We start from the raw sequence: 21,344 nt of genomic DNA on the forward strand, positions 1-21,344 counted from the left end.
GCGGAATTCCTCGTTGACGCATAATCACGTCACGGTCGAATTTCGGCATGCCGAAATTGGTCCCGGTGAGGGGCCGTGCAGTAGTGGTGTGCCGCTGTTGCGGCGGGATGGCTGCCCGGCGCCTGTCGGCTCCGTGGCAACTCGGAGGACACTACACGAGGGGTTGGGGTTGTTCAAACCCGTGACGAGGGAGGGCTTGCCGGGTACTTTGGGTGCATGACTACGCATGCGCTCGTACAGCTGTGGTGGCTCGCCTGACGGCGGCCGACCAGCAGCGCATGCATGACCACGGCCGCCGCTTCGGCGGCCGTTTGCGTATCTCCTTCTCGTAGCCGGCCGGCGGGGTCGGCGGTCTCGGCACGCACTTCGCGGAGTGCGGGAGTTCGGGAGACGAAGGATGAACGAGATGGCGACGGCCACGGCGATGGCGACCGGTGCGCGTACGCGGATCTTCAGTGGGGTGCAGCCGACGGGGCATCTGACGCTGGGGAACTACCTCGGGGCGATGCGGCGGTGGGCCGAGGTGGACCAGCACCGTGCGGAGGCGCTGTTCTGCGTGGTGGATCTGCATGCGCTGACCGTGGAGCACGATCCGGCGCGGGTGCGGCGCCTCAGCCGGCAGGCCGCGACGTTGCTGCTGGCCTCGGGGCTGGATCCGGAGCTCTGCACGGTGTTCGTGCAGAGTCAGGTGGATGAGCATCTGCGGTTGTCGTATCTGATGGAGTGCACGGCCTCCGACGGGGAGATGCGGCGCATGATCCAGTACAAGGAGAAGGCGGCGCGGGAGCAGGCGCGGGGCGGGAGTGTGCGGCTGTCGTTGCTGACGTATCCGGCGCTGATGGCGGCGGACATCCTGGCGTACGGGACGGATGAGGTGCCGGTCGGGGAGGACCAGGCACAGCATGTGGAACTGACGCGGGATCTCGCGGTGCGGTTCAACCAGCGGTACGGGGCGACGTTCGTGGTGCCGAGGACCGTGCATCCGCCCGTGGCGGCGCGGGTGAAGGATCTGCAGGAGCCGACGTCGAAGATGGGGAAGTCGCACGCCCGGACCGCGGGGGTCGTCTATGTGCTGGACGAGCCGGAGGCGGTGCGGAAGAAGGTGATGCGGGCGGTGACGGATTCGGAGCGGGACGTCTCGTACGAGCCGGAGCGGCGGCCCGGGGTGGCGAATCTGCTGGAGGTGCTGGCCGCGTGTGCGGGGGGTGATCCGGAGCGGTTGGCCAAGGGGTACGACTCGTGCGGCGCGTTGAAGAAGGACGTCGCGGAGGCCGTGGTGGAGATGCTCCGGCCGGTGCGGGCACGGCATGCGGAGCTGGCGGCGGAGCCGGGGCAGGTCGATGCGGTGCTGCTGGCCGGGGCCGAGCGGGCGCGGGGGCTGGCCAGGCCGCGGGTGGACGCCGCGTTCGAGGCGGTGGGGTTGCTGCGCAGGAGGTGAAGGGGAGGCGTGGGGGGGCGGGCGGCCCGTCGGGGCGGCCCTGCCCCCTCCTCCCCCAGTTGGCGGCCTCGTGAGGGGAGGGGGCTGCCGTGTGACGGGGCCCTTCTCCCGTCGGGAGCGCCCGTCGGTTCCGCTGTCCGCGTCAGCCGTTGCCGGAGGCGAGTTCGCGGCTGCGGTCGCGGGCGGCCTCCAGGGCTGCGATCAGGGCGGCACGTACGCCGTGGTTCTCGAGTTCGCGGATGGCGTTGATGGTGGTGCCGGCCGGGGACGTGACGTTCTCGCGGAGCTTGACGGGGTGTTCGCCGCTGTCGCGGAGCATCACCGCGGCGCCGATGGCGGCCTGGACGATGAGGTCGTGGGCCTTGTCGCGGGGCAGGCCGAGGAGGATGCCGGCGTCGGTCATGGCCTCGACGAGGAAGTAGAAGTACGCCGGGCCCGAGCCGGAGAGTGCGGTGCAGGCGTCCTGCTGGGACTCCGGGACGCGGAGGGTCTTGCCGACGCCGGAGAAGATTTCCTCGGCGCGGGTGAGGTGGGTGCCGGTGGCGTGGGTGCCGGCGGAGATGACGGACATCGCCTCGTCGACGAGGGCGGGGGTGTTCGTCATGACCCGTACGACCGGGGTGCCGGCGGCCAGGCGTTCCTCGAAGTAGGAGGTGGGGATGCCGGCGGCGCCGCTGATGACCAGGCGGTCGGTGGGGACGTGCGGGGCCAGCTCGGTCATCAGGGCGCCCATGTCCTGGGGCTTGACGGTGAGGATGAGGGTGTCGGCGGACTTGGCGGCCTCGGCGTTGCTGACCGCCTCGACGCCGTAGCGGGCGTGCAGCTGCTCGGCGCGTTCCCGACGGCGGGCGGTGACCAGGAGGTCGGAGGGTGCCCAGCCGCCTCGGATCATTCCGCTGAGCAGGGCTTCGCCGATTTTTCCGGTGCCGAGTACTGCGACCTTCTGGGTCATCGTGCGGGTTCACCTTTCCGCTGCGCTGGCGTTTCCCGGCCATCCTCGCACCGTGGGGGTTCCGCTTCGGGTTCCGCATGGGGTTCGGCATCGGGTTCGGCTGCCTCCCCGTGGGGTGCCGCCTTGCCCCCCGCCGGGCGGGGTCATGTCGTACGGCGGCGGAGAGTGGCGGCGCCGAGGGCGAGGACGAGGAGGGCGCAGCCGCTGACGACGAGGACGTCGCGGAGGAAGTCGCCGGTGAGGTCGGGGTGGGTGAGGACCTGGTTCATCCCGTCGACGGCATAGGACATCGGGAGGAGGTCGGAGAGCTTTTCCAGGGCCGGCTGCATGGTGTCGCGCGGGGTGAACAGGCCGCAGAGCAGTAGTTGGGGCATCAGAACGGCGGGCATGAACTGGACGGCCTGGAATTCGGAGGCGGCGAAGGCCGAGACGAACAGGCCGAGTGCGGTGCCGAGGAGGGCGTCCAGGACGGCGACGAGCAGGAGCAGCCAGGCGGAGCCGGTGATGTCGAGGCCGAGGACCCAGACGGACAGGGCCGTGGCGAGGGCCGACTGGACGATCGCCAGCAGGCCGAAGGCCAGGGCGTAGCCGCTGATCAGGTCGGCCTTGCCGAGGGGCAGGGCGAGCAGGCGTTCCAGGGTTCCCGAGGTGCGTTCGCGGAGGGTGGCGATGGAGGTCACCAGGAACATCGTGATCATCGGGAAGATGCCGAGGAGCGAGGCGCCGATGTTGTCGAACGTCTCGGGGCGGGCGTCGAAGACGTAGCGGAGCAGGGCGATCATCACGCACGGGACGACGAGCATCAGCGCGATGGTGCGGGGGTCGTGGCGGAGCTGGCGCAGGACCCGGGCGGCGGTGGCCAGGGCGCGGGACGGGGAGAAGGGGGCGCGGCGCGGCGCGGGGGCGGAGCTCGGCGGCCCGGCGGGGAGGGGCCCGGTGGCGGGGAGAGGTCCGGGGCGTGGTTCGGGCAGAGGTGGGCTGGTCATCGTGCTGATTCCTTGGGGGTGGCGGTGTCGGGCGCCGATGGGGCGGCCGCGGTCCTGGCCTCGTCGACCAGGTGGAGGAAGGCGGCCTCGACGGTCGGGGAGCCGGTGCGGTCGCGGAGTGCGTCGGGTGCGCCGTCGGCGAGGATGCGGCCCTCGCGCATCAGGAGCAGCCGGTGGCAGCGCTCGGCCTCGTCCATGACGTGCGAGGAGACGAGGAGGGTGGCGCCGCGGTCGGTGGCGAGGGTGTGGAAGAGGTGCCACAGGTCGCGGCGGAGGACGGGGTCCAGGCCGACGGTGGGTTCGTCGAGGACGAGGAGTTCGGGGGCGCCGAGCAGGGCCACCCCGAGGGAGACCCGGCTGCGCTGGCCGCCGGAGAGGTTGCCGGCGAGGGCGTCGGCACGGCCGGTGAGGTCGACGTCCTCGATGGCACGGATGACGCTTTCGCGGCGCCGGGCGCGGGCCGCCCGGCCGGGATGCAGGACGGCGGCGAAGTAGTCGAGGTTCTGGCGGACGGTGAGGTCGTCGTAGACGGACGGGTCCTGGGTGACATAGCCGATGCGGGGGCGCAGTGCGGGGTCGCCGGCGGGCCGGCCGAGGACGTCGAGGGTGCCGGTGACTTTGGCCTGGGTGCCGACAATGGCGCGCATCAGGGTGGATTTGCCGCACCCGGAGGGGCCGAGGAGGCCGGTGACGCGGCCGCGGGGGACGTCGAAGGCGAGGGCGTCGAGGACGGTGCGGCCGCCGCGGATGACGGTGAGGTCGTGGGCGTGGATGGCGGGGTCGGCGGGGTCGGCGGGGTCGGCGGGGTCGCGGCCATAATTCATCACGTGATGAATAATGCTCCGGGTGGGGTGGAGGGTCAAGGGCTGGGCCAGGGTGGTGAGTGGTGGGTGGGGCCGGCGGGTGGCCGAGGCATGGGGGTGGTGATGCGGCCGGGTGTGGTGCACGGGCGGCGCACGGCGAGGAACTGTGCACCCCGGCGGGCGCCGTAGTGAAGAGAACCGGCCGTCCATGGCCGATAACTCCGCGTTTACAGGGTGGTTACAAATTGGCCTGTAGTCCTGCGCGTTGGCTTGGACACAATGGGGGTGACCTGTCCAGCCGCGCCGGGAGGGGCGACGATGGCGAAGATCCGGGTCGGCGGCCTCGGCCGGCTCCTGCTGATCGTCTTGACCGTCGTGCTGGCCCTGTCCCTCGGCGCGGAGGCCGTGTACGGAGAACACGCGCCTGCCGCACCGACCGCGAACGGCGCCGGTCGTACCGCGCCCTCCGGCACCGACCCCCGGGCGTCCGACACCTCGGCCTCGGAGCATCCGGAATCCGGCAGTGACCGCTGCCCGCCGCGCCGCGACGGGCGTTCCGCGGCCTCGGTGAGCGCGCCGACGCCACCGGTCACCGCCGTCTCGACCGCCGGACGGGGACGGGACCGGTCCGAGGGCGGGCTGTGCCTGACCGCCCCGTTGACCGGACGGCAGGCCGTACCGCTGACGAGATCCGGCGAACTGCCGCTCCAACACGCCGTCTTCCGCTGCTGAGAGCGGAGAGGGCGGGGTCGGCGGAGACGGCGGAGACGGCGAAGACGGCGGCGTGCTAAGAGCCGAGAGCCACCCCTAAGACGCCGTCCAAGGGTCTCCTCTGCCCGCGCGTCCGGAGGAGGGCCTTCCCGGTCCTCGTATCCGACGGATCCAGCCCTCGCCATCGCCCGGCGTCTGCTCGTGCGCATCCGCGCGCGTCCACTCGTGCGCTTCCACTCGCGCGCGTCAGTTCGCACGCATCGATTCGTGCGCATCGATTCGTGCGCGTCAATTCGTGCGCGTCAATTCGTGTCCGTTCACGGTCGGTTCGCGGTCGTTTCGTGCTCGTCCTCGGCCGTGCGTACCCGCGTGTATCCGTGCGTCACCGCATCTCACACTCGTTGGAGGCATCCCCATGCGTAGGTCCCGTGTTGCCCGTCAACGTCAATTCCGGCCGTCCATACCGTCACGGCAGGCGCTGTCGGTCTGGCGCGCCGATGTCACCGCTTCGCTCGTCGTCTTTCTCGTCGCCGTCCCGCTGTGTGTCGGGGTGGCCGTCGCGTCCGGGGTGCCGGCCGAACTGGGGCTGGTCACCGGGATCGTCGGCGGACTGCTCACCGGATTACTGCCCGGCAGCAGTCTGCAGGTCAGCGGCCCGGCCGCGGGGCTGACCGTGCTGGTCTTCGAGGCCGTGCAGGAGTACGGGCTCGGCACGCTGGGTGCGCTGGTGCTGATCGCCGGGGTGCTGCAGCTGGCCATGGGGGCGCTGCGGCTCGGGCGCTGGTTCCGGGCCATCTCCGTGGCGGTCGTCCAGGGGATGCTCGCGGGCATCGGGCTGGTGCTGATCGCCGGGCAGTTGTACGCCCTGGTGGACGCCAAGGCGCCGGGCGGCGGGCCGGCGAATCTGGGCGGGCTGCCGAAACTGGCGGCGGACACCGCCGGGTCCGGTGCCTCGCTCACGGCGCTGGCGGTGGGCGCGGGGACCATCGTGCTGCTGGTGCTGTGGCCGAAGTGGCGGCGCGCGGCGCGGGTGGTGCCGGCGCCGCTGGTGGGCGTGGCGCTGGCGACGGTCGTGGTCTGGATGCTGGATCTGCCGGTGGCCCGGGTCGAGGTGGCGGGCCTGCTGGATGTCGTCCAGCCGCCGGGCAGCGCGGACTTCCTGCGGCTGACGGAGGCGGGGGCGGTGGCCGGTGCGCTGGGCACCGTGCTGGCGTTCACCCTGATCGCGTCGGCGGAGTCACTGTTCTCCGCGGCCGCGGTGGACCGGCTGCACGACGGGCCGCGGACCGATTACGACAAGGAGCTGATGGCTCAGGGCGCGGGCAACACGGTGTGCGGCCTGCTGGGGGCGCTGCCGATGACCGCGGTGATCGTCCGCAGCTCCGCGAATGTGCACGCCGGGGCCCGCACCAAGGCCTCGCGTGTGCTGCACGGGGCGTGGCTGCTGCTCTTCGCGGTGGCCCTTCCGGCGGCACTGGGCGTGGTGCCGCTCGCGGCGCTGGCCGGTGTACTGGTGCACGCGGGCGGCAAGTTGCTGCCGGTGAAGCAGTGGCGTCCGCTGTGGCGTGAGCACCGGGGTGAGGCCGTGGTGCTCGCCGCGACGGCGGTGGCGATCGTGGCCACCAACATGTTCGAGGGGGTGCTGCTGGGGCTGCTGATGGCGGTGGCCAAGTCTGCGTGGGAGACCTCGCACGTCCACCTGGAGATCGTGGAGCTGGACGAGCCGGTGGCACCGGTCGCCGGGGGCGCGAAGGCCGGCGATGCCGCGGCCGGTCTCGGGGCGGACGGACGCGGGCCGGACGGACGCGGGCCGGACGGACGCGGGCCGGACGGTCATGGAACCCGCGGGACGGACGGCTCCGGCACCCGGCGCCCCGTCCTCGTACGGGCCTTGGGCCATGCCACCTTCCTGCGGCTGCCGAAGCTGCTGGACCAGTTGGAGGCGCTGCCCAAGGACCGGGAGATACAGCTCGATCTGTCGGGGCTGCGGCACCTCGACCATGCGTGTGCGGCGGCGCTCGGCAACTGGGAGGAGCAGCAGCGGCGCGGACCGGGCGGGACCACCCGGCAGAAGACACCGTCCGTCGCCCCGTAGGGCAGCCCAGGGCCCGTAAGGCAACGCAGCCCCGTCGGGCAGCGCAGGCCCCCTGACGCAACCCGGGCCCGTAAGGCAACGCAAACCAGCGGGAATAGCCCGGCGTTGCGGCGGAAATGACCGTAGGGTCGGCATGCTCGTGACCGCCGACCCTTGGAGCGCTGTGATTCGCCGGCCTTTCCGCTACTGCGGTGCGACCGCCGCCCTGTCCGTCGCCCTGCTGCTCTCCTCGTGCACGAACGGCGCCGGCGGCGCCCGGGGAGCGGCGGGCAGCGGCGGGGTGGGCGATCCGCTCTTCCCGGCGCTCGGCAACGGCGGCTATCAGGTGCGCCATTACGGGCTCGATCTCGACTACGACGTGAAGAAGAAACGGCTGGACGCGACCGCCGACATCACCTCCGAGGCCACCGAGAACCTGCGGTCCTTCCAGCTCGATCTGCAGGGGCTGCGGGTGTCGGACGTCCGGGTCGACGGCAAGGACGCCGCGTTCTCCCGTAAGGGGCACAAGCTGATCGTCCGGCCGGCCGAGGGCCTGAGGAAGGGCGCGCAGTTCCGTACGACCGTCGACTACGGCGGCACACCGCAGGAGCTGAAGGATCCGGACGGGACGACGGAGGGGTGGGTCAAGACCGCCGACGGGGCGTTCGTCTCGGGCGAGCCCGCCGGGTCCATGACCTGGTTCCCCGGCAACAACCACCCCGAGGACAAGGCGGCCTACGACTTCACGATCACCGTGCCGAAGGGCTATACCGCCGTCGCCAACGGGGATCTGCGGTCGGAGAGGACGGCCGGCGGCCGGACCACCTTCCGGTGGCACAACGGGCAGCCCATGGCCAGTTACCTCGCCACGGCCACCATCGGCCGTTTCGACGTCCACCGGTCCCGTACGGCCGACGGGCTGCCCCTGTACGTCGCGGTGGACCCGGCGGAGGCCAAGGCGAGCAAGGGGCCGCTGGAGCAGCTGCCGGAGATCCTGAAATGGGAGAGCGGGCTGTTCGGCCGCTATCCCTTCTCCTCCGCGGGCGCGATCGTCGATGACACCCCGGCCCGGATCACGTGGATGGCGCTGGAGACCCAGACCAAGCCGGTCTACGCCGGGGCGCCGGACACCGTGACCGTGGTGCACGAGATGGCCCACCAGTGGTTCGGCGACTCGGTGACCCCGAAGACCTGGAAGGACACCTGGCTCAACGAGGCCTTCGCGACCTACGCCGAGTGGCTGTGGGAGGAGCACAAGGGCGGCAAGACCCCGCAGCAGCAGTTCGACGCGCTCTACAAGGACAAGACGGACCCGCAGCGCTGGGCCTTCCCGCCGGGCAATCCGGGCAAGGCGAAGAACGTGACCGGGGTGCCCGTCTACGAGCGGGGCGCGATGCTGCTCCAGGAGCTGCGGAACGCGGTCGGCGACAAGGCCTTCTTCCGGATCCTCAAGGAGTGGCCCGCCAAGTACCGCTACTCCACCGCCGACGCGAAGGAATTCATCGCCTTCTGCCAGGAGCGCACGGATGTGGATCTGTCCGGGCTGTTCGACAAGTGGCTGTACGGCAAGGGGAAGCCGGAACGGGAGTAGCGCCCACCGGCCCACCACTCACCGGCCGATGCCGGGGATGAGGCCGGCGATGTCCGGGCGGCGGGCCGCCAGCCGCAGGACGCGGACGGCGTTGCGGACCACCTGCTCCTTGACGCGGGCGGCCGGACGGCCCGTCAGCACCCGCTCGCGCGGGGTGTCGTCGGCCCGTAGTGACTGGATCAGACCGTCGTGCCGTCCCAGGCTCACGCACTGCACGAAGAACGTGTACGACAGCGGGCGGGGCGCGGCGCCGCGCGACTCGGCGATGATCGCGCCGGCCACGTGTGAGCCCGTCGGCAGCGCGGTGGCGCAGGCCATCCGCAGGGCTCCGGCGCGGGGTGTGCGGGCCGCGGCCGCGTCGCCCGCGGCGTAGATGTCGGGGTGGCCGGCCGAGCGCAGTGCCCCATCGACCAGGATCCGGCCGGTGACCGGGTCGGTCTCCAGCCCCGCGTCCCGCGCGAGCCCCCCGGCGGCGGCCATGGCGCCGGTCCACAGCACGGCGTCGGCGTCGGCATCGTCCCCGTCGGCGACCCGGCGGCCCTCTTCGACGCGGACGTGCAGGCGGTCGAGGACGGTACGGACATGCTCCCGGCCGCGGGCCGACAGCCCTGCGCCGATCACGCCGCCGGTCAGCAGCCGGACCTGCCACCCGGGGTGGGATTCGGCGATCTCGGCGGCCATCTCGATGCCGGTCAGGCCGCCGCCGACCACGGCCAGCGTGCCCGGACCGTCCCGCAGCCGCTTGTGCAGGGCGGCGGCGCTCTCGGCGGTGAAGGCCCGCTCCCACGGGCCTCGGGCGGGGGCGTCCGAGGGGGCGGTGTCCCGCAGATCGGTGCCCCGCAGGTCGGTGCCCCGCGGATCGGTGCCCCGCAGATCGGTGTGGCTGCCGAGGGTGTAGACGAGCCGGTCGTAAAGGAGGGTGCGGCCGCAGTCGGTGTGCACGGCGCGGGCGTCCGGGTCCAGCGCGGTGGCGCGGGCGGCCAGATGCTCGATGCCGGTGCCGGTGCCGTGCAGCATCGCGGCCCGGGAGTGGTCCACCACGGGGCGCCCGGCGGCCAGTTCGTGCAGGCGCACCCGTTCGGTGAAACGGTCGCTGGGGTCGACCAGGGTCACCTGCGCGTACGGGGCGAGCCGGAGCGCGGCCATGGTGCCCGCGTAGCCACCCCCGAGAACCACGACCCGCAGCCGCTGCCGTGCCACGCTCTTCATGCTGCCTCCTGCTCGTGCCTGCTCGTGCTCGTGCCTGCTCCTGCTCGTGCCTGCTCGTGCTCCTGGGGCACCGGGCGCCGCGCCGGGTCGTGCGGCGTCGGGAGGGGGACGACGCAGGGCGGCGCGGTGTGACACCCCTAGAACCGGTCGGGGGCGGGGCCGGAGCCGGGGGCGGGGTCGAGTGGGAGGTGGAGGCCAAGGTCGAGGTGGCCGAGCTTGTCGGGGTTGATGACGGCGTCCACCTCCGTGATCCGCCCGGCGTGGACGGTGAAGGCGAACACCCCGGCCTGCTCGCCCACCGTGTCGACGAAGACCAGCCCGGTGGCTCCGTTGACCTCCGCCAACGTGACCCGCAGCCCCTCCCGTTGGGTGCCACGGGTGACCAGGCCCCGCACAAAGCGGGCCACCTTCTCGCGGCCCAGAACCGGCCGGCGGGCGGAACTCACCTTGCCGCCGCCGTCCGAACGCCAGACGATCTCCGGGTCGAGTACGGACAGCAGCGCATCGAAATCGCCGCCCATGACGGCGGACAGGAAGGCCTCGACGGTGCGGCGGTGCTCCGCGCGGTCGACGGTGCGACGCGGCGCCTCGGCCCGTACCCGCTTGCGGGCGCGGGAGGCCAACTGCCGTACGGACTCCGGGGTGCGGCCGACCGCCTCGGCGACCTCCGGGAAGGGGACCGCGAAGACGTCGTGGAGGATGAAGGCGGTGCGTTCGGCCGGCGTCAGCCGCTCCATGACGGTGAGCAGCGCCATCCCCACGGATTCGTCGAGCGTCACCCGGTCCTCGGGGCCGCCGGGGCCGACGGGGCTCCCGGGGCTCACTGCGCCTGCCGCGCCGAGGGGCAGCCGGCCACCGGTGCCGTCGAGCAACGGCTCCGGCAGCCAGGGCCCGACATAGGTCTCGCGGCGGGCACGGGCCGAGCCCAGCAGGTCGTAACAGATGCGGCTCACCACGGTGGTGAGGTAGCCGCGCGGGCTGGCCACCTGCTGATCGTCGGGCAGCGCCTGCCAGCGCAGCCACGCCTCCTGCACGGCGTCGTCGGCATCGGTGACCGTGCCCATGATCCGGTAGGCGATGGCCCACAGCCGCCCGCGCTGTTCTTCGAACTGCGCCAGCCGGTCGGCGTCTTGCGCCAGTTGGCCGGTGTCGTGAGCGGGCCGGCCGGCGTCTTGCGCGCTCCTTGCTCGTGCCGTACCCGTACCCGTCTCCGGCTCCGTCGCCCGCTCCGGCTGCGTCATCGTCCGTTCCTCCGCTTCCGTTCCGGCCCTTTGGGGTCCGCCCCTTACGACGAGGCAGGCGGCCGGAGTGTGACAGTCAGGTCGAGCGCGTAGGCCTCCTCGACGATGCCGTCCGGGAAGATCTTCAGCACGGCCGCCCGCTCGTCCTCCAGGACGGGGGCCGCGGCCGCCGGGCCGATGGCGGAGAAGTACGAGCGGCTGCCCAGCATCGCGAGGTGGGTGTCGAGGGGGACCCGCCGCGTCCAGTGCAGGACGCGGAAGGCGGACTCCAGGCCGAGGCCAAGGCCACGGAGCAGGTCAGGAGCCTCCGGCGCGACGCCGTGGCGGTGGTATCCGAGTAGCCGGCGGGCGAGCCGGGCCTCCTGTTCGGCGGCCCATCCGACGTCTGGGTCGGGGATGTTCCACCACAGCGCGAGGGCACCGCCGGGCCGCAGCACCCTCAGGGCTTCGGGGACCGACCGGGCCGGTGCGGTCCAGTGCCAGGCCTGTGCGTAGCTGACGAGGTCGAAGCCCGCGTCGTCGGAGAACGGCAGCGCATCGCCGAGGGCGCGGACGAGCGGCGTCCCCGGATGGGCGGCGCGCAGCTCGGCGGCCATCGCGGCACCCGGCTCCACGGCGGTGACCCGCGCTCCGCGCCCGGCCAGCAGCCCGGTCGCGATACCGGTCCCGGCCCCGACGTCCAGCACCCGCGCCCCGTCCAGCGACTGCCCGGCCAGTTCCTCGATGGCGTCGAAGAGGGCCGGCGGATAGCCGGGGCGGGCGGCGGCGTACTGGGCGGCCACCGCGTCGAACGACCGGGCGAGGGTGGCGTGGGACGGTGGCGGAGCGGGGGGTACCGCCGACGAGAGGGGCAGCGGTACGGGCTGGGGCGTCAGGGGCAGTTGTTCCGGCGGGGGTCGGTGCGGCATGCGACTCATCCTGCCAACGGCACCGGGCGCGCACGGGGCCGATGAAAAGTCGGAGCAAGTTCTTCTCGTCGGCGCGCTGCTCCAGCGGCGCTTCCTCAGCGGCGTTTCTTGGGCCGGGACTTCTTGGCGGCCGGATTGCCGGTACGGGCGCCGCGGCGGCGTTCGTACCGCTCACGGGCCGCGGTGTACTCGGCGCGGTGCAGCTTCTCGCCCGGAGCCTCGACGAGACTGCGGCAGAAATAGGCGAGCAGCGAGCCGATGAAGCCGATCAGCATCAGGCCCTGGGACGATGTGTCGGCCGCGCTCCGGGCGGCCGTATCGGGGCGGCGGACGAAGCCGTCCCAAGTACGGCGGAAGGCCAGGGCACTGCAGATGGCGAAGCCCGCGACGACGAGGATGCCGACGAACGGGCCGACGGCGGCGATCTCCAGGCCCTGGAACGCGAAGCGCAGCACGACCGCTCCGGCGGCGGCGAGCGCGAGCGAGCCCACCGCGACACCGGCCCGGCGCAGGCCGTAGCCGCCCTCGTGGTCGACCCAGGTGGTGCCGAAGAACCGGATCTCCGCCGGCTCGGGACCCCCACGCTCGGGACCGCCACGCTCGGGGCCGCCACGCTCGGGCGCCCCGCTCCCGGACCCGCCGGGCTCCGGGCTTCCGGCGGGCCTCTGCTCATCGCTCATGGCAGCGATTATCTACGGCGGGTCCGGTTCCGGCGGTGCGGTGATGGTGGCGGTGCGGTGATGGTGGCGGTGCGCTGGGGGGTGCGGTGCGCTGGGGGGGTGCGGTGTGCTGGGGAGTGCGGTGCGCTGGTGGCGGCGGTATGGCAGTGGTGCCGCGGTGTGCGCGGCCGCGGGACTGTGTGCCCCCGCGGCCGCGCGGCGCTCCGGTCCCGCGCCTCAGCTCGTGCAGCGCGGCGCGACCATGCCGCTGCTTCCCGTCCGGACGTAGGCGTCGGAGACGTACTGGCCGGGCCCGATGCTGTCCCAGATGTCCGAGGTGCCGTACGGGCCGCTGACCGACTGCCCGTGGCGCTGGCAGCGGATCTGGACCCGGGCCCCCTCCGCCAGCTCGCGGACGACCGGGTAGTTGGTGCCGGGGCCCTGGCGGACCTTGAGGCGGTAGCCGGGTGCGACCGGGTAGGTGGAGCCGCCGGCCGCGGCGGCGAGCGCCTGCTCCCCGGCCGGTTCCACGGAGCCGAGATCGTCCTGAGTCGTCATGCTGTTCTCCCCCGTTGACGAAGCGCGTGTCGGCGCTCCTGATGATGCCCGCGACCGAGCGTCGGCGCGGTTCTGCCACGGCACGCTAGCAAGCCTCACTCCTTTCGTACGCGCCATCGACTAGGCTCCGCGCGTCGCGTCTGCGACCGAATGGCAAGGGAACAACACGGGGGTGGAACCATGCCATCGCTGCGCAGTTCCGGGGTCGGCCCGGAAGCGGAGCATCCGGAATACGCCGGCCAGTACCGCCTGGAGGCGCGGCTCGGCTCCGGCGGCATGGGCGTGGTCCACCTTGCGCGCTCGGCGTCCGGACTGCTGCTCGCGGTCAAGGTCGTCCATGCGGAATTCGCCCAGGACCCTGAGTTCCGCGGGCGGTTCCGGCAGGAGGTGGCCGCCGCCCGGCGGGTCAGCGGGGCCTTCACGGCACCCGTCGTGGACGCCGATCCGGACGCCGAGCGCCCCTGGATGGCGACCCTCCACATTCCCGGTCCGACCCTCTCCGATCATGTGAAGCGGAATGGTCCGCTGGCGGTCGACGAGGTGCGACGGCTGGCCGCGGGGCTCGCCGAGGCGCTGCGCGACATCCATCGCGCGGGAGTGGTGCACCGCGATCTCAAGCCGGGAAATGTGCTGCTGGCCGCCGACGGGCCGAAAGTCATCGACTTCGGCATCTCCCGGCCGTCCGACAGCGAAATGCACACCGAGACCGGCAAGTTGATCGGTACGCCGCCCTTCATGGCGCCCGAACAGTTCCAGCGGCCGCGCGAGGTGGGGCCGGCGGCGGATGTCTTCGCGCTGGGCTCGGTGCTGGTCCATGCCGCCACCGGCCGCGGCCCGTTCGACTCGGAGAGCCCGTATCTCGTCGCGTATCAGGTGGTGCACGACGAGGCCGATCTAGCGGGTGTACCGGCGGAGTTGGTGCCGCTGATCGAGAGCTGCCTGGCGAAGGACCCGGCGGACCGGCCGACGCCTGGCGTGTTGATGGAGCTGCTGCGGACGGATGCGCCGCACGGTGCGCCGTTGGGGGCGCCGCGGGGTGCGCCCTCGGGGGCGCCACTGGGCGGCGCGCTGCCGACGGGCTCGTTGTCCGGTGGATCGGTGCCGGACGGGTTGCTGCCGGACGGCTTGCTGTCGGACGGACTCGTGCCGGACGGACTCGTGCCGGACGCGGCGGTAGCGGACGCGGCGGTAGCGGACGCGACAACAGCCGGTGTGGCGGCGGATGGTGCGGCAGGCGCGGACGGTAGGGCAGGCGCGGACGGCGCAGCAGGCGCGGACGGCGCAGCAGCCACGGACGACGCGGTGCCGGACGACGCAGTGCCGGCGGTCCGGATACCGGAACAGCGGCAGCCAGAGCGGCGCAAGCAGGCAGATCCCGGAGCCGAGCGGCCCGTACCCGTACCCGCACCTGCGCCCAGCCCCGCGCCCACCGCCCCCGCACCCGCACCCGCACCCGCACCCGCACCCGCCGAGAGCCTGGCCGATGCCGGCCCCCCGGCCGCCCAGGGCCACCACACCACCACCGACCGCCCCACCGGCCCCCGCCGCCCAATCCGCTCCCGTTCCCACTCCCCTTCCCGGCGCTGGCCCCTCTGGGCCGCACTCGCCCTGGTCGTGACCGGCGCCGGGGCGTTCGCGGGCGTCCGCGCACTGACGACGGACGAGCACGGGGCGGACCCTGCCCTGCAGACCCGTCCGTCGCACCCGGACCGCACCGCCTTCCACCCGTGGCGGACCACGCTCGTCGAGCGCGCCCCGGGCCACGACTCCGAAATGCCGTTCTGCACCGCCGGATCCGGTGCGCTCTTCTGCGGCCAGTCCGGCCTCCAGGCCGCCCGTCTCGATCCGGACACCGGCCGGCCGGCCTGGCAGCGCACGGAGCGTCGCCCCCAGGGCAAGAACGCCGCGCAGTTCGCCGCCTCCCCCACCCCGCCGGTGCTCTCCGGCGGGCTGCTGTACGTCTTCTCCGCCGACAGCAAGCGGCTGAGCGCCCTCGACCCGTCGGCCGACGGCAAGGGCGCCACCCGCTGGACGAAGGACGTCTCCGGATACGAGGGCCAGACCAGGATCGTCGGGAACCGCATCCTGCTGATCGCGGCGGACGGCACGGTCACCGCGCTGGACACCGCGGCTCACCGCCGGCGCTGGCACAAACGCTTCCCCGGCCACCACCTGCCGCTCTTCTCCTCCTTCGGCGACCCGCACACCGCCTACGCGGCCGAGGGCACCCCCGACGGGACCGGCACCCAGGTCACCGCCATCGACCCGGCGGACGGCAAGATCCACTGGACGCGGCGGCTGCCCGGGACGCTCACGCCGGCCGGGACCGGAAGATCCGGGGCGCTCTATCTGACCGCCACCGACCCGACGTTCACGAACCGCACCACCGCCGTCATCCGCTTCGACCCGGCCACCGGCCGCACCCGACGCCTCCCGCTGGTCACGCCGCTCGACCAGGCGGCCGCCGTAGTCCACGGCGAGTCGGTCTATCTGCTGGCCGAGGGCGGCGCGCTGCAGGCCGTCGGGGAACGGAAGTGGGACACCGAGACCTCGGTCAGCCGGGGCTCGGCGCCGGTGGTCAGCGGCGACCGGCTGTATTTCACCGCGGCGGACGGCCGGCTACTGGCGATCGACACCCGCAACGGCGGCCTGCTCGGCCAGACCCCGCCACGGCTCGACGGCCGCCGCCACAACGGCTACCTGCAGATGCTGCCCGCCCCGCAGGTGGATGCGCCCCACGACCGGATCTACGCGGCCGCCCCGAACGGCACGGTCTTCGCCGTCGCGTCCGGGGACCCGGCCGCCTGGTGACCCCCGGGCCACGCACCGCCCGGGGCATGGCAACTACAGGCGCAGGCTTCCCGCCGGACACCCGGCACGGCGGCGGCCTCGGCCGTTCCCTTGTTGCACCTCGCGTGCCTGCCGACATGGCAGGCAGGGGACACGTACGGGACGCGCGCGGTCACCGGGCCGCCCGGTCGAGCACGGCGATGAGCCGGTGCGTCGTCTCCAGGTTGCAGCGCCCCAGCTCGATCAGCGGACGCGGCTGCGCGTAGCCGTACGACACGGGGTCCACACCGAGTGACGGCAGCACGATCCCGTTCCGCTTGAGCGCGGCCGCCAGCTCGGCGCAGGCCGTCTCGGCCTCTTCCCTCTTGTCGGCCGCCGCCCGTCGTTCCGTCGTCATCCTTGCCGCTCCCGTCTGCCGTTTTCCTGCCTGGAGGACCGGAGCGCAACTACTGTGTGTGTTCCGGCCCTTACGAGAATGGGCCAGGAAAGGGCGCGAATGCCGCTTGCGGGCTGTATTTCGCAACCACGCACCGTTAGTTCCACACCTTCCACGGAGGAGGTCGCGATGCCGCCGAGGCGAGCGGTCACCGGTCGGAGCCAGGAGCCACGCCAACGATTCATCGAAGAGCTGCGATTACTGCGCGCGCAGAAGGGCGTCAGCCTGCGGCAGCTCGGCGAGGCCCTGGGCTGGGACTGGTCGCTGTTCGGCAAGATGGAAGGCGGGCAGACGATCGGCAGCCCGGAGGTGGCGCAGGCGCTGGACCAGTACTACGGGACGAAGGATCTGCTGCTTACGTTGTGGGAGTTGGCGGCGGGCGACCCGAAGCAGTTCAAGGAGCGGTACCGGCGGTACATGACCTTGGAAGCGGAAGCGTTGAGCCTGTGGCACTACGCGGTGAGCGTGCTGCCTGGCCTGCTGCAGACAACGGACTACGCACGCGACGTACTCGCCGTGGGCGGCGCGAAAGGCAAAGAGCTGACGCGACAAGTCGAAGCACGCACGGGCCGCCGCGAGTTGCTGACAGGTGAAGACGCGCCCCCGTTCCGCACCATCCTGTCCGAGGCGGTCTTGCGCACGCCGCTGGACGATGCCAACGAATGGCGAAAGCAGCTTGAGCACCTGGCAGAAGCGGCTGAGCGCCCGAACCTCACCCTTCAGGTGCTTCCCCATGGCTCCGGGCCGCACGGCTTGGTCAGTACCGCCGTGATGTTCCTGCGGCTGCCGGACGGCCGCACCGTGGCCTATACGGAGAACGCCCACCGTGGCGAACTCATCGAGGAAACAAGTTCTGTTGAGCGTCTGCAACGCGCGTACGATGCGATGCGTGACCTGGCGTTGAGCCCGGCCGAATCCCGGAGATTCGTCATGCGGATGTTGGAGGAAGTGCCGTGCGGACCATCGACCTGAGCAACATCACCTGGCGGAAGAGCAGCCACAGCAACCAGGACGGCGGCGCCTGCATCGAGGTCTCCGACGACCTCCTGACCACTGCCACATGGCGCAAGTCCAGCTACAGCAACCCGGACGGCGGCGAGTGCATCGAAGTCTCCGACGACTTCCCCGCCCTGGTCCCCGTCCGCGACAGCAAGCACCCCCACGGCCCCGCGCTCCTCTTCTCCGCCACCACCTGGTCATCCTTCGTCACCGCCGTGAAGAGCGATCGACTCCCAAGCGCCTGACCCACACCGGCTCCAGCAGCCGGCCCAATTACCGGCCCCCGTCGCTCGCCCGCGACGGGGGCCGTTGCCGTAGCGCTGGGCGTCGGACGCCGCCGACCGGAGTCAGCACCAGGCGGTGAGGTCGTATACGGCCTGACAGCGGATATCGGAGACCGGTCGCCGGAGACGTTCGAGGTCGTGTGACGACGCCAGCGCCGGGAAGATCATGTCGGCGGTCCCACCGCGTGAGTCGACCTTCCCTGCCTCGTCGCGCATACAGAAGTCGAGCCCCCAGACCTCGCCGGTCTCCGTCCACCTGACGTAGTACCGGGCGCACCGCTCGTCGACGAGCATGAAGCCGAGGAGTCGCCACTCCGCCCCATCCCCATCCCCATCCCCATCCCCATCCCCATCCCCATCCCCATCCGCTTCGTCGGAAACGGGCGCCGGCTCGCTCGCCGGACCGAGGGACAGCAACGGTAGGTACACCGCATCCGCCAACGTGAGCGGCGGGGCATCGGCGGTACGGAGGAAGTGACGCCGGGCATCGGCTACCGGCACCGCGAAGACTTCGTCGGGGAAGGGCGGACCGAGAGCCTCACGCTGGGCAATGCACACGCGTAGTGCGGCGATGACCTGATCGTGGGGGATTTCCTCGCCGTCGTCGTCGAGCAGCGGGATCTCCAAGGCATACGACGTGCCAAGGTCCTGGCCGTCCCACAAGACGACTCTCGCCCCGCGATCCCGTTCTGTCGGTGGGAGCAGCCCCCGCAGCACCTGCGAACCCGGCGTCAAAGGGGAGGCCACGAACTCCCGCAGCCTCCCCAACAGGCTCTCCAGGAGAACGTCGCGCGGGGTCCGGCCGGCGGTGGGGTCGTCCTCAACCACGGTGATCGATTCTCCCTGGGAGTACGCGTCAGACGGTGTTCACGACGTCAGGGCATCGGTTGACGCCCTGGCAGAAGGCGGTGATCGTACCGATCTTGCCCTTGTGTCCCGGCAGCTTGTAACGGCCGTCACTGGTCTGCCAGTGCCACCAGGAAATCACCCTGATCTTGGCAACCGTGTGCCCGTTCTTGAGTACCACGGCACCGAACTCCTTACGGTAGCCCTTGCTGGCCTCCGGGTGCTCGTTGTACGCCGCCTTGACGACCTTCTCGTTGTGGATGTTGTGGGGGCCGGAGAAGTGATTCCAGCCGAGTTTGCTGTTTCCCCACCGAGTCGGGATCTCTCGCCCGTGGACTTCGCGGCTGTTGAATTTATTGGTGTGCCATGCGTGGGCCATGACGGATTCAGAGGTGGTCGCCGTCCGGATCCGCAGTGGGCTGACCGCTGCTCCGATCGGCTTCGTCAGCGCCTTCGCCCCGTACAGGCGAGCGAACTCGGCGTTGGAGAGAACGACGGCTTTGGACGGCCCCGTCTCCGCTGTCGCCGCATGGGCGGAGAGAGGCATCAGAACTGTCGCGGCTAGAGCGATCCCCATGGCCTTACGAGCAAACGTCATGCAGTCCCCCTGGACGTTGTCGCGGCACTCTCAGTGGTCAATGGAACAAGCGGAGGAGTGCCAAGCCCACCGTTCCGTAGAGCCATTGGAACATCAAAGGGCACTCACCGTTCAACGCCAATTCCCGGGCGTGTCACGGTGGTTGGGAGCCCGACATAGCGAGCACGGTGCCGGCGGTCGTATCCCACGACCGCCGGCACCGTGCGGTGTCCTGCCGCGTCTTGCGCTGCCTTGCTGTGCGCGCCCCGGCCTCAGCCCAGCTTGCTCACATCGCGCACCGCGCCCTTGTCGGCGCTGGTGGCCATGGCCGCGTACGCGCGCAGGGCCTGGGAGACCTTGCGTTCGCGGTTCTTCGGGGCGTAGACGCCTTCGAGGGCCAGTCGGCGGGATTCCAGCTCGACCTCGCCGACGAGGAGTTCGATGGTGCGGTTGGGGATGTCGATCTTGATGCGGTCGCCGTCCTCGACGAGGGCGATGGTGCCGCCGGAGGCCGCCTCGGGGGAGGCGTGGCCGATGGAGAGGCCGGAGGTGCCGCCGGAGAAGCGGCCGTCGGTGACCAGGGCGCAGGTCTTGCCCAGGCCGCGGCCCTTGAGGAAGGACGTCGGGTAGAGCATTTCCTGCATGCCGGGGCCGCCCTTGGGGCCCTCGTAGCGGATGACGACGACGTCGCCCTCCTTGACCTGCTTCTTGAGGATCTTGTCGACGGCCTCTTCCTGCGATTCGCAGACCACGGCCGGGCCCTCGAAGGTCCAGATGGACTCGTCGACGCCGGCGGTCTTCACGACGCAGCCGTCCTCGGCGAGGTTGCCCTTGAGGACCGCCAGGCCGCCGTCGGCGGAGTAGGCGTGCGCCAGGTCGCGGATGCAGCCGCCCTCGGCGTCGACGTCGAGGCTGTCCCAGCGCTCGGACTGCGAGAAGGCGGTCGCCGAGCGCTTGCAGCCGGGGGCCGCGTGCCACAGCTCGACGGCCACGTCGGACGGGGAACCGCCGCGCACGTCCCAGGTCTTGAGCCATTCCTCGATGGAGGCGCTGTGCACGGTGTGGACGTCCTCGTTGAGGAGTCCGGCGCGCCACAGCTCGCCGAGGATGGCGGGGATGCCGCCGGCCCGGTGCACGTCCTCCATGTAGTACGTGCCGCCCGGGGCGACGTTCGGGGCGACCTTGGCCAGGCAGGGCACCCGGCGGGAGACCGCGTTGATGTCCTCCAGGTCGAAGTCGAGGCCGGCTTCCTGGGCCGCGGCGAGCAGGTGCAGGATCGTGTTCGTCGAGCCGCCCATGGCGATGTCCAGGGCCATGGCGTTCTCGAAGGCGGCGCGGGTGCCGATGTTGCGCGGCAGGACGGTGTGGTCGTCCTCGTCGTAGTGCCGCTTGGTGATCTCGACGACGGTGCGGCCGGCGTTCTCGTACAGGGCCCGGCGGGCGGTGTGGGTGGCCAGCGTCGAGCCGTTGCCGGGCAGCGAGAGGCCGATCGCCTCGGTCAGGCAGTTCATGGAGTTGGCGGTGAACATGCCGGAACAGGAGCCGCAGGTCGGACAGGCGTTCTCCTCGATGCGGAGGATGTCCTCGTCCGAGATCTTGTCGTTGACGGCGTCCGAGATCGCGTCGACCAGGTCGAGGGTGCGGACCGTGCCGTCGACGAGGGTCGTCTTGCCGGACTCCATCGGGCCGCCGGAGACGAAGACCGTCGGGATGTTGAGCCGCATCGCGGCCATCAGCATGCCCGGGGTGATCTTGTCGCAGTTGGAGATGCAGATCAGCGCGTCGGCGCAGTGCGCCTCGACCATGTACTCGACGGAGTCGGCGATCAGGTCGCGGGAGGGCAGGCTGTAGAGCATGCCGCCGTGGCCCATGGCGATGCCGTCGTCGACCGCGATGGTGTTGAACTCACGGGCGATGCCGCCGGCCTCGTGGATCGCCTCGGAGACGATCCGGCCGACCGGCTGGAGGTGGGTGTGGCCGGGCACGAACTCGGTGAAGCTGTTGGCGACGGCGATGATCGGCTTGCCGAAGTCCTCCCGCGCTACGCCGGAGGCCTGCATAAGGGCTCGGGCGCCGGCCATGTTGCGGCCATGGGTAACGGTGCGGGACCTCAGCTCGGGCACGATGGTCACTCCCTCGGGATTACGTCCGTACGACCGCCGGTGCCGGTACCCGGGCCCTGCCGTGCGGCTGTGCCTCGTACCGGGTGGCGTCATATATCAGCTCCCGTCGAGATTACGCCTCTGATCCAAGATCTGGACAGCCTCTCCGGGATGTGAGAC

Annotated in this window: 19 protein-coding genes; 7 read left to right on the forward strand and 12 right to left on the reverse strand. The window is 71.6% G+C overall.

From position 1 onward, the window contains the following. Window positions 1-406: 406 nt before the first annotated feature. Window positions 407-1,438: a tryptophan--tRNA ligase gene (trpS, locus tag ABZ851_RS36460; protein WP_361136884.1), complete on the forward strand. Its 1,032-nt coding sequence runs from the start codon at window positions 407-409 to the stop codon at window positions 1,436-1,438. 142 nt (window positions 1,439-1,580) lie between these two features. On the opposite strand, the gene proC is transcribed toward trpS, so the two are convergent. From proC to ABZ851_RS36475, 3 genes are all read right to left on the reverse strand, one after another. After that, the gene (gene proC, locus ABZ851_RS36465) at window positions 1,581-2,390 is read right to left on the reverse strand and encodes a pyrroline-5-carboxylate reductase (protein WP_336054404.1); all 810 of its coding nucleotides are present in this window, start codon (window positions 2,388-2,390) and stop codon (window positions 1,581-1,583) included. A gap of 143 nt (window positions 2,391-2,533) precedes the next feature. After that, window positions 2,534-3,376, reverse strand: coding sequence for an ABC transporter permease (locus ABZ851_RS36470; RefSeq protein ID WP_361136886.1), 843 nt, complete (start codon window positions 3,374-3,376; stop codon window positions 2,534-2,536). Beyond that, window positions 3,373-4,200, reverse strand: a complete 828-nt coding sequence (locus tag ABZ851_RS36475; RefSeq protein WP_361136888.1) for an ABC transporter ATP-binding protein — start codon at window positions 4,198-4,200, stop codon at window positions 3,373-3,375. The genes ABZ851_RS36470 and ABZ851_RS36475 overlap by 4 nt, the downstream gene beginning before the upstream one ends. 297 nt (window positions 4,201-4,497) lie before the next feature. Here ABZ851_RS36475 and ABZ851_RS36480 point away from each other — a divergent pair, with 297 nt between their 5' ends. The 3 genes from ABZ851_RS36480 (at window position 4,498) to ABZ851_RS36490 (ending at window position 8,555) form a co-directional block, all read left to right on the forward strand. After that, window positions 4,498-4,911, forward strand: coding sequence for a hypothetical protein (locus tag ABZ851_RS36480; protein ID WP_361136890.1), 414 nt, complete (start codon window positions 4,498-4,500; stop codon window positions 4,909-4,911). A 394-nt stretch (window positions 4,912-5,305) separates the two neighbouring features. Further along, on the forward strand, window positions 5,306-6,985 hold the full coding sequence (locus ABZ851_RS36485) for a SulP family inorganic anion transporter (RefSeq protein WP_361136892.1): 1,680 nt from the start codon (window positions 5,306-5,308) through the stop codon (window positions 6,983-6,985). A 133-nt stretch (window positions 6,986-7,118) separates the two neighbouring features. Continuing rightward, window positions 7,119-8,555 carry a M1 family metallopeptidase gene (locus tag ABZ851_RS36490; protein ID WP_361136894.1) on the forward strand — a complete coding sequence of 479 codons (1,437 nt, stop codon included), beginning with the start codon at window positions 7,119-7,121 and terminating at the stop codon, window positions 8,553-8,555. 18 nt (window positions 8,556-8,573) lie between these two features. Here ABZ851_RS36490 and ABZ851_RS36495 read toward each other — a convergent pair whose 3' ends face one another. The 5 genes from ABZ851_RS36495 to ABZ851_RS36515 all read right to left on the reverse strand — a co-directional run bounded on the left by ABZ851_RS36495 (window position 8,574) and on the right by ABZ851_RS36515 (window position 13,130). Next, window positions 8,574-9,764, reverse strand: a complete 1,191-nt coding sequence (locus tag ABZ851_RS36495) for an FAD-dependent oxidoreductase (protein ID WP_361136896.1) — start codon at window positions 9,762-9,764, stop codon at window positions 8,574-8,576. Window positions 9,765-9,901: 137 nt separating this feature from the next. After that, a complete protein-coding gene (gene sigJ / locus ABZ851_RS36500) occupies window positions 9,902-11,005 on the reverse strand; it encodes an RNA polymerase sigma factor SigJ (RefSeq protein ID WP_361136898.1) in 1,104 nt (367 codons plus the stop codon). Between the two features lie 44 nt (window positions 11,006-11,049). Then, the gene (locus tag ABZ851_RS36505) at window positions 11,050-11,913 is read right to left on the reverse strand and encodes a class I SAM-dependent methyltransferase (protein ID WP_361136900.1); all 864 of its coding nucleotides are present in this window, start codon (window positions 11,911-11,913) and stop codon (window positions 11,050-11,052) included. Window positions 11,914-12,008: 95 nt separating this feature from the next. Next, on the reverse strand, window positions 12,009-12,593 hold the full coding sequence (locus tag ABZ851_RS36510) for a hypothetical protein (RefSeq protein ID WP_361136902.1): 585 nt from the start codon (window positions 12,591-12,593) through the stop codon (window positions 12,009-12,011). Window positions 12,594-12,809: 216 nt separating this feature from the next. Then, complete coding sequence (locus tag ABZ851_RS36515; RefSeq protein ID WP_361136904.1) at window positions 12,810-13,130, reverse strand: peptidase; 321 nt, start codon at window positions 13,128-13,130, stop codon at window positions 12,810-12,812. A gap of 180 nt (window positions 13,131-13,310) precedes the next feature. Between ABZ851_RS36515 and ABZ851_RS36520 the strand changes: the two genes are divergently transcribed. Continuing rightward, window positions 13,311-15,941, forward strand: coding sequence for a serine/threonine-protein kinase (locus ABZ851_RS36520; protein WP_361136906.1), 2,631 nt, complete (start codon window positions 13,311-13,313; stop codon window positions 15,939-15,941). Window positions 15,942-16,092: 151 nt separating this feature from the next. Here ABZ851_RS36520 and ABZ851_RS36525 read toward each other — a convergent pair whose 3' ends face one another. Further along, window positions 16,093-16,317: a hypothetical protein gene (locus ABZ851_RS36525; protein ID WP_361136908.1), complete on the reverse strand. Its 225-nt coding sequence runs from the start codon at window positions 16,315-16,317 to the stop codon at window positions 16,093-16,095. Window positions 16,318-16,485: 168 nt separating this feature from the next. Between ABZ851_RS36525 and ABZ851_RS36530 the strand changes: the two genes are divergently transcribed. Both ABZ851_RS36530 and ABZ851_RS36535 read left to right on the forward strand, forming a co-directional pair. Beyond that, window positions 16,486-17,328, forward strand: coding sequence for a helix-turn-helix transcriptional regulator (locus ABZ851_RS36530; protein WP_361136910.1), 843 nt, complete (start codon window positions 16,486-16,488; stop codon window positions 17,326-17,328). Beyond that, window positions 17,310-17,600: a DUF397 domain-containing protein gene (locus ABZ851_RS36535; RefSeq protein WP_361136912.1), complete on the forward strand. Its 291-nt coding sequence runs from the start codon at window positions 17,310-17,312 to the stop codon at window positions 17,598-17,600. Before ABZ851_RS36530 ends, ABZ851_RS36535 begins: the two co-directional genes overlap by 19 nt. A gap of 102 nt (window positions 17,601-17,702) precedes the next feature. Here ABZ851_RS36535 and ABZ851_RS36540 read toward each other — a convergent pair whose 3' ends face one another. From ABZ851_RS36540 to ilvD, 3 genes are all read right to left on the reverse strand, one after another. Continuing rightward, the gene (locus ABZ851_RS36540) at window positions 17,703-18,467 is read right to left on the reverse strand and encodes a hypothetical protein (protein ID WP_361136914.1); all 765 of its coding nucleotides are present in this window, start codon (window positions 18,465-18,467) and stop codon (window positions 17,703-17,705) included. Window positions 18,468-18,495: 28 nt separating this feature from the next. Then, window positions 18,496-19,083, reverse strand: coding sequence for a hypothetical protein (locus ABZ851_RS36545; protein WP_361136915.1), 588 nt, complete (start codon window positions 19,081-19,083; stop codon window positions 18,496-18,498). A 251-nt stretch (window positions 19,084-19,334) separates the two neighbouring features. Continuing rightward, window positions 19,335-21,185 (reverse strand): dihydroxy-acid dehydratase, encoded by a 1,851-nt coding sequence (gene ilvD / locus ABZ851_RS36550; RefSeq protein ID WP_361136917.1) that lies wholly within the window; start codon window positions 21,183-21,185, stop codon window positions 19,335-19,337. Window positions 21,186-21,344 lie beyond the last annotated feature (159 nt).

The organism is Streptomyces sp. NPDC047049 (assembly GCF_040643995.1).
Classification (GTDB): domain Bacteria; phylum Actinomycetota; class Actinomycetes; order Streptomycetales; family Streptomycetaceae; genus Streptomyces; species Streptomyces mooreae.

What these genes read in the sequence shown, in the direction of transcription:
- trpS (WP_361136884.1), top strand. Translation starts at nt 407, where the DNA reads ATGGCGACGGCCACGGCGATGGCGACCGGTGCGCGTACGCGGATCTTC.
- proC (WP_336054404.1), bottom strand. Translation starts at nt 2,390, where the DNA reads ATGACCCAGAAGGTCGCAGTACTCGGCACCGGAAAAATCGGCGAAGCC.
- ABZ851_RS36470 (WP_361136886.1), bottom strand. Translation starts at nt 3,376, where the DNA reads ATGACCAGCCCACCTCTGCCCGAACCACGCCCCGGACCTCTCCCCGCC.
- ABZ851_RS36475 (WP_361136888.1), bottom strand. Translation starts at nt 4,200, where the DNA reads ATGAATTATGGCCGCGACCCCGCCGACCCCGCCGACCCCGCCGACCCC.
- ABZ851_RS36480 (WP_361136890.1), top strand. Translation starts at nt 4,498, where the DNA reads ATGGCGAAGATCCGGGTCGGCGGCCTCGGCCGGCTCCTGCTGATCGTC.
- ABZ851_RS36485 (WP_361136892.1), top strand. Translation starts at nt 5,306, where the DNA reads ATGCGTAGGTCCCGTGTTGCCCGTCAACGTCAATTCCGGCCGTCCATA.
- ABZ851_RS36490 (WP_361136894.1), top strand. Translation starts at nt 7,119, where the DNA reads ATGCTCGTGACCGCCGACCCTTGGAGCGCTGTGATTCGCCGGCCTTTC.
- ABZ851_RS36495 (WP_361136896.1), bottom strand. Translation starts at nt 9,764, where the DNA reads ATGAAGAGCGTGGCACGGCAGCGGCTGCGGGTCGTGGTTCTCGGGGGT.
- sigJ (WP_361136898.1), bottom strand. Translation starts at nt 11,005, where the DNA reads ATGACGCAGCCGGAGCGGGCGACGGAGCCGGAGACGGGTACGGGTACG.
- ABZ851_RS36505 (WP_361136900.1), bottom strand. Translation starts at nt 11,913, where the DNA reads ATGCCGCACCGACCCCCGCCGGAACAACTGCCCCTGACGCCCCAGCCC.
- ABZ851_RS36510 (WP_361136902.1), bottom strand. Translation starts at nt 12,593, where the DNA reads ATGAGCGATGAGCAGAGGCCCGCCGGAAGCCCGGAGCCCGGCGGGTCC.
- ABZ851_RS36515 (WP_361136904.1), bottom strand. Translation starts at nt 13,130, where the DNA reads ATGACGACTCAGGACGATCTCGGCTCCGTGGAACCGGCCGGGGAGCAG.
- ABZ851_RS36520 (WP_361136906.1), top strand. Translation starts at nt 13,311, where the DNA reads ATGCCATCGCTGCGCAGTTCCGGGGTCGGCCCGGAAGCGGAGCATCCG.
- ABZ851_RS36525 (WP_361136908.1), bottom strand. Translation starts at nt 16,317, where the DNA reads ATGACGACGGAACGACGGGCGGCGGCCGACAAGAGGGAAGAGGCCGAG.
- ABZ851_RS36530 (WP_361136910.1), top strand. Translation starts at nt 16,486, where the DNA reads ATGCCGCCGAGGCGAGCGGTCACCGGTCGGAGCCAGGAGCCACGCCAA.
- ABZ851_RS36545 (WP_361136915.1), bottom strand. Translation starts at nt 19,083, where the DNA reads ATGACGTTTGCTCGTAAGGCCATGGGGATCGCTCTAGCCGCGACAGTT.